We start from the raw sequence: 11,926 nt of genomic DNA, 5'->3' as shown, positions 1-11,926 counted from the left end.
TGGTCTCTGTTTGAGCTGTTCTTTACAGCTCACTGGTTGTATAGCTGTTTAAAAAATAGCTTATTGGGGGAGTCGTTTAGTTCAATGAAAGCAGTAGTCGTTGGTTTAGTGTCAGCCAGTTTGTTATTAGCTGGTTGCCAGGAAAAAGAACAAGTTGTAGCCAAAGTAGCTGATGAAAAAATTAGCAAAACTCAGTTTGAAGCTTATTTAAAACATAAACATATCCCAACAACAGCAGAAAAACGGGTTGGGGCTGCTTTAGAACAGTATCTGGAGCGTGAAGCGCTGGCTAAGGCTATTGAAGATAGTCAGTTTTTAGATAATGAGTTGACTGCTGCTGAATTAAACGAATTTCGTAAGCAAATGTTGATCAGTCGTTATTTTGAAAAATACCTTAATCAAGCTGTAAGCGAAGATGCTTTGCATAATTATTATGCAGGTAACCCTGATCAATTTCAAAGCAAACGGGTGAATGTTGCTCATATTTTATTAAGGGTTCGCCCGAAAATGAGTGAACAGGAAATTGGTGTAGTAAAAACCAAAGCTTATGAAGCCTATAGCAAGTTAAGGGCAAATGAAGACTTTTCAGAGTTGGCTAAAACCTATTCAGAAGATCGGTTATCGGCTGAAAAAAATGGTGAGCTAGGCTGGATTAAAGAAGGAGCAATTGACAGTGAATTTTCTAAGGTTGCTTTTAGTTTAGAAGAAGGTGAATTCTCCAAACCTATTCGTACCCCTTTTGGCTTTCATATTATAAAACAGTTGCAAGCCCCTCAAGTTGTTAAACGGCCTTTTGAAGCAGTAAAAGGGGATATCCGTTATCAATTACGGGCGCAAGCCAAACAAGCGGAGTATGAAAAGCTGTTAAAACAAGTGAAAGTTGAAAAAATAGCCAGTAGCAAGGGTTGATTTGAGTATTTGATAAGGGCTTTATAATCCTTTCCTTATGTGAGGGTGTGGCAGAGGTACTTGGAGAGCTGAGGTTGGATCGTGCCACAGTTTCATTTCCCCCCTTTGGAAAAGGGGGGCTAGGGGGGATTTAATCGTAATAGGCAAGAGGGTTGCTGAAGATGCTTTGAGTGGGTTTTCATAAAATCCCCCTCACTCCCCCTTTGTCAAAGGAAGAGGTTGGATTATGCCATTATTCTTCCTTTTGCAATACTTTCCGTGATGAAGAGGGGACATATTTATGAGCCGCTCGGACACAGCAATATTAATATATAGCCAAAGCGAATGGTTTTTAGGGGCGGCCGTCAAGCGATGAAGTCACATGAGTTTATGTTTTTATAAATGATTGGGGTGAAGACAGTTTATTGCTCCTGCATAAACTGCATTCACATCATCCTTGATGCTTAGCGGCGACAACAAACCCTAAAAATCATTCGAGAAGGGTATAGTCTAGGTTATTCTACAATATGAAATATCTCATACCATTACTTTTCCCATTGTTACTATTACTGGCTGCATGTGAAAAACAACAGGCAGATAAAAATCCTGATTCTTTAAATCAAAATGAACATCAGCTTCAGTCTACAGAAGAAGTTAATACGTCTGATGATGACCAAAAAATTGCCAAAGTAGGTGACTGGTTTATAACTCAACAAGAATTGGATTTTGTCACTGAAAGAACCGTTGGTTCTAGTACGCTGGCAGTTATGTATGATCAGATTGGTGAAAAGCTATTAGAAAGCTTAGTCATATCTAAAGCGATGGCACAGCAAGCATCTGCAGCACTTTCTGCTGATGAAAAAACAGCTTTAGAGCTAAAAGTAAAGGCCTATCGAGAGGAGCTACTGGTGCGTCAATATTTGACTGACAATGCTCAGCTTGAGCCTGTGACTGAGAAAATGATTCAAGATTACTACCAAAAACACCCTGAAAAGTTTGGTGGTATTACAAAAAAACGTTATCGTTTAATTAGGACAACTAACTTATCAGTGGAAAGAAAAACACAAGCTATCCAACAGTTTGATCTACTGACTAAAGATACTGATTGGCATAAATTTATAAACCAATTACAAAAAAACAATATTTATGCGATCACTCAGGAAGCTGAAGTGAATCCTGATGTCGTAAACGATGAATTGAAAAATGCATTAAAAAATACTCAAAAGGGAGAGCTTTCAGAAATAATTGAGATTAATGGTGAGCTGTATCGTTTACAAGTGTTAGCAGAAGTTAAAACACCTGCTAAAACACTTGAAGCTGTGAGTGGTGAGATAAGAAAGATACTGTCATTAATACAGTTAAAGAAAGCTGTTAAGGAAGCTTCTACGAGCGCCTTGGATAAAGTGGCTGTTAAATATTACTAAGAATAGCTATCTATTGAGTTGAATTTTTTTGCTTTTATCAGACTGAGTAACGGATGGATAGTGGATGCTAGAATTAACTGCTTATAAAAAGCTGACATATATTACTTTATTGGCTTTCTTTTCTATAGGGAAATTACAGGCAAATGAGTTACCCCTTTGTAGTAATGTCTTTGGCAATGGAGTTCAGTCGCACTATGCCAATGGTAATGTGTTTTTAGCAAAAGATGTTCAAATTGACTCAAGCAGTCAACTTATTCAAACGCCAAAATTAACCATTATTAAAGATAGTACAACTAGTGTTGCAAAAAATTGTAGCGATTCATCTTGTAAAGCTACAGGACAGCCTTCTGCTAAATTAACTATTCCACATTTTCCTGAACTAAGCTCAAGAATTATTAAGTTATCTACAGCAAATAACATATCAATTACTTTAGGCGAAAGTGAAAATGAAAACCAGTGGCAAGAAGTAAATCTGGGAGAGGGCGGCGATATTCGTTTGTCACCTCGCCATAACCATTATAGGATTGGTAAGCTAATATTGAATAAAAATACTCAGCTTACACTTCCTGCTGGTGAGTATTGGATTGATGAATTATATATGAAGCAAGGAAGTCAAATAAAAATTGCTAATAGTGCTTCAGTTAAAGTGTTCATAAAAACCAAAATAGCGTTGGATAAAGAAGCAAAGTTTAATCCAATTAATCAACCAGTACTATTGATGGTTAAAGGTAGCTTAAAACTAGGACAAAATAGCCAGTTGTATGCTTGGAGCTATATTAATGGGTTAGCATGGTTCGACCCAGATAGTGCTATTAAAGGGGCAATCTCTGCCAAAGAAGTGCATTTGGCTAATAAGTCTTCTGTTCAGTTTCAACCTATTGAAAGATGGTTATTTACTGGAGAGCCACTTTGTAGAATAGCCCCTAGGCTATCAACCATACTTGAAATTAGTGATATAACGCCAGCATCAGGAACAGTTCTAAATAAGGGTAGTGTCATAGTTGCAGGTACGTTAACAACTAGTTTATCTAATAAAAATGAGATAATAGCTCTATTATCTGGTACACCATTAAATTTAACATTAGTTGGCGATAGGGCTGAAGAAGGGAATAGTAAATACAAGTTTTCTGCTGAAATACCATTGAGTTTTGGTGAAAACACCCTTGATTTAAACTTTGCTACAGAAGAAAAAAGTTTACTTCACAAGCTAAACTATACTTATCAGCCAGATGATTTATCACAATTTAATCCTCCTAAGGTTACTATTCTGTTTCCCTCTCATAATGCATTAGTGAATGAGGATAAAGTGACCATCTATGCAAAAATAGAGAGTGTTATTGGGGGAGTTACTGTTTCCGTAAATAACGGGGAACCAATAAAGGCAACGGAAGTTAATAAGGGAAGTTATATTTTTCGGAAAAAGTTCAACTTACCAAAACAAGAGGAAACTCAATATCAACTGATAGTAAGAGATACTTTAGGTCTAGAAACATTAAAAAGCATAACTGTTTATCAAGACTTTATAAAACCTGAAATTACTGTATTAAGTGGCTTGAAATCAAACTCTGAAGTCAATGTGGTGAGTAGAGGAGAGTATCAGCTAGTTGGTGAAGTGAAAGATAATAATATTCGTAGCTTCACTGTTAATGGCAACTCAGTTCCTTTAACTCCTATAGGGGAAAATCGCTACTCATTTGAAACACTATTAAAATTTCCACCAAATGATGACTATTACGTTCATATTAAAGCGAAGGATAGTGCGGGTTATAAAGATGAAGAAACATTTATTCTGAAAACAACCAATCAACTTACTATGCAGTGGGTAAGTCCAACTTTTCCTTATAAAATAACTGATGTTACGAAACCTACTGTTAAGGCATTGGCTGCTCTTGCAAACTACTCAGGAAATGAAGAGTTTGAAGGGGAGCTATTATCAGCTAATGGTCAGTCTCAGGCAATTTCAGTTCAACAGCAAGATGCTTTGTTAAGTGCAGAGATTACTTTACCAGAGCAGAAGGGTGACTATACCTTGAAACTCATTGCTAAGAATAGCGATGGAGATATTCTTAGTGAGCTTAAAGGTATAATAAAGTCAGTCTCTGAAACAGACATGCCAGTCAAGGTTAGCCAAATTACACCAGTCAATGGGGCACAAGGGGTTGAGCCAGATAGCTTTATTAGTTTGCAATTTAGCCAACCTGTGAAGGCAAGAGACGTCACTATTGAAGTCAAGCAAACGGCCCATGGTCTGACATATAGTAACAACTTAAAACAGAAGCAAAAGTCAGATAAAGATGTACAGTTTTTATTTGCTGAAGGTGCAATGCTGCAACAGGTTAATTTTGACCAGTCTCCAGTAATCTATGAGCAAAGCCCATTACCTGGTGAGCATACTGTAGCGTTTTATACAAATGAAAGCTTAAGTTATAACGCACAAATATTTGTTACAATTAAATATAAGGGTAAAGAAATACTTCGGAGTAATTTTTTTACTCGTCCACTACCGACTTTTATAGAAGGTGGGGTTGTTAATGCTTTAGGTCAAACACAAGCTGGCGTTGAAGTGCTTATTAAAGAGTTAAATAGAAAAACGGTCACTAATAAAGATGGTGCATTTGCCTTTGGTTTTGGCGATAAAGTAAACCAGACAATACCTGGAGGTCGTTACACTTTTATTATTAACCCAAACCAGAAGATTCAAACTTTGGGTGTAGTCGATATCCCTGTCACTATTGAAAATGGACGTCGAAATAAACTGAGACTGTTGCAAGCACCTAGTATTCAACCAACGATACCTTATCAGTATATTGCTTATGACAAGAAGAATGTTTCACTTGCTCAGGAAGCTCTAAAGCTAAAGTTAGGTAGTGAAAAGTTAATTTTTCCTGAAAATACCCCCCGCCGCATTCATACCCAGTTTATACCTGGTAAAGGTATCGTTCGTCCTGTTTATCCTATTACGGGTCCAAGCTGGGCATATCAGCTACAGCCAGCAGGTATTAAAACCACTGGGCCAATTCATCTTGAAATAGATTTACCTCAATTTCAGGGTGGTTATGGTTATTTACCCGACACATCAGAAAAACCTTATTACGTCTTAATGGTTGGTTATAAAAGTGATAAGAATATTATTGCTCCAGTTGGTATAGCCCAAATTAACCATCAGAAGCTTACTACCTTGCAAGACTATCCAGTGAATTATAGCCGACTAGATTACATAGGTTTTTATATGCCACCGTATAATCAACAGGAATTGTTTGGGCAGTATATTAAAGGAGAGCTGCTGTTTGAACAGCTGGCTGCAATGTTAAATAGCGTAAATGAGTAGCAGCTAAATTTATTATGGCTGGTGCTATATCACCAGCTATTTTGGCAGTATGAATGAAAACAAGGCAGTAATAATAAATGTTGTTAAAGCGGTTATTTCGTGTAGCGGCGACCATATTTGGTCTTTTACAACTACCAGCTTATGGTTTGAATCCCGATGGTTTTGAACAGGGAATTCATACTGGCCATGTCTTTGCCAGAGCCATTGTTAAAGATAAAGAGGGTTACCCACTCTGGGCAGAATATAACCAAACAGGTGGGCATACTCAAATTCCTGTGGGTGGCGTCCGTGCATTTAAAGCCACTGTTATTGCGGGTACGACTTATCGACACTATATCAAACAATTTGATGACTTTAAAAAAAGCTACAACAGCCAATCTGAATTGCTGACTTTTGATCAATACAACAGTCTTCGTGAAAGTAACTCGCTTAACTCTGCCTTAAATCAGCCAATTAAAAATTTACCGCAATTACCTGCTGATACCAAAGTTGTTGCCATTCCACCATTACAATACCGTGGTGTAACAGATGGTGAACAGCTACCGATTAAATCATTTCCTATTGACTTGCTTAAATACCCAACTATTGATGATGGTATTCAGTCACTGCTGGTTGCTGAAGATGGTGAAATTCTATACCAAAGCCAAAGCCGTATTGGCTATCTCACCGCCTTTGGAACTAAAAGTGCTGATGACCAAGTAGAAGACAGTTCAGAATATAAAACCAATGCTTTTCGGGGCAACATGCAAAACTTTTTTGCGCCGATTCCTGGGGTATCGATTGAAAGCATTACGGGCTATGTGAATGGTTATGGAGTAACCGATGAAAATGGCCGTTATACCAGCACTTATCGTTTATCCCCCTGTCCTGGTTTTAGTTATACGCCAACGGTTTATTCCCATATTCGACTTTATTACAACAATTTCAATCCACGGGGAAAACCCACTGTTCCTTACTATATACAGCGACTGTCTTATGATAATTGTAATGGGATGGGGGCTTTTCCTCCAGGCTATGATTTAGCTGGGCTTAGTGCGCAACAACAAGTCAGAGCCATGGTGGCTGCCTCACCAGAAAATGTGCAACGGATTGATATCCCTGTTGGTGTTCATTTAATCAGTGGGCTGGTAGTTTTTAATAATGTGGAAATCACTGAAGATAAAACTACTTCTTATAGTGGGGAAGCGAGTGCTGAAGCGCTAATGCTACAGACAGGAATGGACTATGATGGTGATGGAAAATCAGACAATGTTTATCGAGGAAAGCTTAACTCCGATGATGGTCGCTTTGTTCAAGACGAACAAGGTGATTTACAAGGTGTATATTTGTCAGGCAGCGTTCGTAGTGACTACCAACCGAATTTTACCAAACTGATTGATAAACAGCCCCATAAAACTCATCAGGGCTTACTAAAAACTATAAACAAAGAAGACTTAGCCAATACTGATATTTATGTGTTTCGTGAATCAACTGGTGAATTAATAACTGAACGGGTTGGGCTCAGTAAAAATGAGGCTAATAGCTATGATACTGGAGTAAGTAAAAATAATAGTTTTTTTTACCAAATGATGGTACGTAGCCCAGAGGATTTATTTAGTACTAAACGCCAAGCGTTTAATGACTGGAACGATTGGCAAGCCAAAAATAAAATGAATCCTGCTTTATTTCAACGGAAAGCCGATCATTTACGCACAGGTGAACCCATTCGGGTCATCGCCATTAACCGGGCCACTGGTTATATCGGCACTGCATTAACCACCCTGGGAGGCACCCAAGCCGGTGGTGATATCACCTCCCCAGTGCCCACCATTATTCTGTCACCACCTAATTTAAAAGTATGGGCCACCCGTCGTTATCAACCACAAGGGGCTAAAGCCAATAGCGATGCAGAACGCCACAATATCGGCAATGAAGGGGCCGCTTTAACCAGTGACTATATCATTGAGGTACATACTGAGTGGCTGGATGATAATGACCGACCATTACCAGCTGAGTTAGAAGGCCGGGGGTATACGGCACGTTTAGCCAAAGTTGTGCTGGACCCCAGCAACAGCGATGATCCATTAGCTGCCAGTCAGATTCATGAAATTGCGATAGACCCTGGACGCCGTTTGCAGTTGGTTAAGTTTACCGAGGGAAATGCGGGTAATTTTCACTATTACTTCCAAGTCAATGGCAACCCAATCGATCGGGAAAATGACTTTTCTAGTAACCCTGATCATAATGGGGTATTAAAATACCGCCCAAAAACCTATGTACCCTTAAAAGTACAGCTTTATGACGAAACAAGTACACTTGCTCGAAAAGCAGAGTTACAACGCCTAGATAAAAAAGATGAGTTTGAGCCGATTTACCATTGGGTCTATCGTCCTGAATTACAATTTTCTGTTTACGATTTAGAAATAGACGCCATCCGCCGTAAAATGGGTGACGATAAAACCGTTAATATCTACGGGGAAAAAATACCCGTCATTAGTAGTAGTGACAATGCCTTAGAAGTAGCCTTCGATTTAATCAGCCCCGCCTTTAATCAGCTGGAAACCATCGACGGCAAACGAGAATTTGTGCTAGCCATGGGTGAGCAGGAATATGGCTTTGAAGTAAAACGGGAAGGCAGCGAACAAACCATCGTTTTTAACAATATCGAACACCTTTCTGAAATTGAGCCAGAAGATTATCTAACCCTACGACTGTTTCTGAATAATGATGCCAGTAATATTTTGTGGGAGTATGCGTTTGAATATTTATATATTGAGCCGACAGTTATTGGCTATGAGAATCAAACAGAAAGTGTTTATTATGTAACGGCAGACAACCCTAAAGTAGAACTAAAAGCAGCAGTTGCAGGCTATGCCTATAGAGAGAAAACTACAAAGCAACCGATACAAGTAGTTTGGCAAGCTAAAGGTGATGGCTCTTTTGATAAGCCAATACAATCCAATGCTGATACAGGCATGTTTGATAATACGCTTACTATGAAGCCAGCCAAAGGTGCCTCAGCAGATGTTAGCGTTGCATTAATAGATGGAAGCTCTTCAGCATACTGGAAGACAGTAGAGGTATTAGCTGGTAAACCCCATCACTTGACCATTTCTACTTCTGGGCAAGCGGTTACTCTCAAACAGGGCAGTGTCAAACTAGATGTATATGTTTATGACCAACACAACAATTTAGTAGAAGATGGTACTGAAGTTCAATTTGAATTTGGCGATAACTTCCTGATCCAAGAACAGCAGCTAGAGACAGTAGATGGACATGCCTATATTGTACTGACAGGTGGTGAATATGCTACTGAGGATTCTGTTGTAAAAGTCTTATCAGGGCCAGCAAGTAAAGAAGAGCATTTATCAATAGAAGGCCTTAACGTTGCAGTAACAGCTGATACAGTCACTCTAGCAAAACAGCAATCCGTGACTGTAACAGCTACAGTCACTAAGCCAGATGGTAGTCCGGTTGTTGATGTGCCTGTGAGTTTTTCAGCAGTTAAAGGTTTATTTGCTAATCAAGAGCAGCTTACTAATGAGTTTGGTATTGCGCAAACTCAGTTTACCGCCGGACTAAATGAACTCACTGATACTTGGGTTGCACAAGTAGGATATGTTGGTATTGGTGAATTAAATTATACCATTCAATCTAATGGTGGCAGCATTGATGCTTTAGATGCCATGTTGGTTGCTGATGAATCAGTTGCCGGAGATATTACTTATGATCACTACGGTGTGATGAGTACTATTGGATACCAAACACAAGGTACTGTGGATGTTCGGGTTAATTCAGATGCTACTGTAATTATTGGCGATATGGCAGACCCTAATCTGGAGCCTTTAGTATCACTAGCTATGAATCGACTGACAGCTACTGAAGGTAAGCAGATTTTTGAGGATGCGCATAAGCTTAATCATGCTACGGCAGAAGATATAACGATAGTTCGGGACCATCCCTTAGGTGCTGGGCGTAGTGCGCAGTTTAATAATGAAAGTCGTGTCACTCTGAAGGCTAATTCTAGTTTCAATTTAACTGAAAATATTGGGTTTAGACTGGATATAAAACCAATGAGTGATGGGGTTATTGTTGATCATGCAGCAGGAGCACAGCGTTTAAGCTACAACGATAATACCTTAAGCTTTAGGGTAACCACTGATACTGGCACCTTTACCATACAGGCTCCTGATGTTGCAAATAATAGCTGGCATAGGGTGGCTACACGGGTAGCGAATAATACACTTGAGTTATTTGTTGATGACCAAGTTTACAGCAAGCCTATAACTGGTTCTTTGAAATATAGTAGTGGCACAGCCATTGTTTTAGGTGGGCTGGATGCAGTTATTCGAAGTTTCAGATTATACGACTGGAATAGTTTGCCCCTCATTACTTTTGCTGATGGCAAAACAGCAAAAAATATCACTACTGGTACCCAAACACTTACTATTAAAAGTTTGGGTAACCTTGGCAAACTGCTTGATTCAAGTCAGTTGCGCTCATTGCGTGTGGCTATTATTACTGGTGATCAACGCAACTATGCTTCCTTGCTAACTAAACGAGGTTATCAGGAAGTTGCTCAACAATACCTGAGAACAACTTCGCCTCAGACGCCTTTTGCTTTCTATATGGTGCCTAACCCACTGAGTGGTTTGGTGCCCACGGCTCATGCATGGAGCTGGGATGGCGTGTGGGAGAGCGCTAAAAGTGCAATTAGCTATATCATTCCTTATGAAGACTTTATTGTGATTGGTGAACAACTGATTTATTTAATGAATCGAGATTGGGAAAACTTTGATGCCACCAAGTTAGCTTTTGCCTCAATAGGAGCTGCAACCATAATCCCCATCGCCAAACCACTGAAACCCTTACTAACACCGTTAAAAAAAGTGGTTAATGGCATGAAGCGTTTCCCTGGTGCCAAGCATTTTGCTGGAGCAGTTGGCACCGCAGTTAAAGCAGGTTTAAGTGGCAAAACAGAGAAGCTGGAAAATCTGTTACCATTTATATTAATTGCTGTCGAGCTTTATCAAGACCCTGAAGTTTTCGAGTTTATGATGAACGCAATTGAGAGTGAGGATGATCTATGGGTTTGGATTAATTTTATTGCTACTGTGGTTGAAGTTAAGGGAGGCTTAAATGAACTTGCAAATATTGATACTATAAAAACTGATAGTTCCTTACCATTGTCTTGGGTATTTTCTCAAGCTTATGCTGCTGACAAAAAAAGCAGAAAATTAGTTGGTCAAGATGCGATTAAAATTCTAAAAATTGTTGAGAAAAATGTAAAAAATCCTAAAAAATTTACTAACGGACTAAAACAATTTCTTGATGAAGTGGCTGATTCTGCAAACGCAAAGTGGAAACCAGTTGTTAAAAGTGGTAATGCCCTGCGCTATTTAACAACATTAGGTGGGCAAAAAATTCGTGAATTTCTTCGAAACAGTCATACCTGGCGTGTCAATCGTTGGGTGGTGTTGGCATCATTGGTTTATTTAGCTGAAGAACAACAAGCCGGACGATTAGGTATAGATAAAGAACAATGGGCTGCTTTGAGCGCAGATGTTTTCTCCGGCTGGGCTCTGAGACGTCATGGAGCTATGTTTCAGTTAAGCCAAATAGCATACTATCATTTGCATAACCAATATGCTGAAGGAGTAAAAATATTAGGTATTGAAGTTGTTCGTCCTGGGTACTTATTGGTTAATGGTGAAAGGCTGCTAGGTAGTGAACCGTATAAACGGCGTATTGATATAGTACTGGATGATGGCGAGGGTGGTGAGCATTGGATAGAGACCAAGTCATTGGCAGGGCCATATCTACGAACTTGGTTTGAACAAAAGCTGGAAGTTAAATCAAAGGCTGAGGGAAATCCGTTATTTGAGGAAGGAAAATATCGTTCTTACTTTCGCCAATTTTTCCATGATATGCGTTTAAATAAAGCATTTATTAATAATAAAAATAAGTCAAAAATAATTGACCATAGAGGTAAAAGTAATGGTAAGTACTCATGGTATTTTCATGATTTTAAAACTCTCACAAGCTCTAAGCCCCCAACAACTGCTGATATAAAAATAGCACGAAATGAGTTGTGTGAACCTCCCAACGTTCGTAGTAAAGAAAAGGTGTATCAGTCGAATCTGAATGGTACGATTGCTTCTGTGAAGTTATTATGTAAAGCGAAAGCAAATAATATTGTTCGACGTAATACCAAAGACTATTTTGCTGAGTTGCTGGAAAAATATGCATCACAGCTAGAAATACAGGATGTAATAAAAATTGCCAGAGAAATAGGTGTTGATTAAAA

General features: G+C 38.9%; 4 protein-coding genes. All 4 read left to right on the top strand.

The features are described 5' to 3' along the window. Positions 1-84: 84 nt before the first annotated feature. Positions 85-909 carry a peptidylprolyl isomerase gene (locus ORQ98_RS11980; RefSeq protein ID WP_274689047.1) on the top strand — a complete coding sequence of 275 codons (825 nt, stop codon included), beginning with the start codon at positions 85-87 and terminating at the stop codon, positions 907-909. Positions 910-1,415: 506 nt separating this feature from the next. After that, complete coding sequence (locus ORQ98_RS11975) at positions 1,416-2,312, top strand: peptidylprolyl isomerase (RefSeq protein WP_274689046.1); 897 nt, start codon at positions 1,416-1,418, stop codon at positions 2,310-2,312. Between the two features lie 64 nt (positions 2,313-2,376). Continuing rightward, a complete protein-coding gene (locus ORQ98_RS11970) occupies positions 2,377-5,640 on the top strand; it encodes an Ig-like domain-containing domain (protein ID WP_274689045.1) in 3,264 nt (1,087 codons plus the stop codon). Positions 5,641-5,717: 77 nt separating this feature from the next. Then, positions 5,718-11,924, top strand: coding sequence for an Ig-like domain-containing protein (locus ORQ98_RS11965; RefSeq protein WP_274689044.1), 6,207 nt, complete (start codon positions 5,718-5,720; stop codon positions 11,922-11,924). The last annotated feature ends 2 nt before the right edge of the window (positions 11,925-11,926 follow it).

Origin of the sequence: Spartinivicinus poritis (genome assembly GCF_028858535.1) — a bacterium.
Classification (GTDB): Bacteria; Pseudomonadota; Gammaproteobacteria; order Pseudomonadales; family Zooshikellaceae; genus Spartinivicinus; species Spartinivicinus poritis.
Note: the sequence above shows the minus strand (reverse complement) of the source record. Positions and strands in the feature narration are given on the sequence as shown.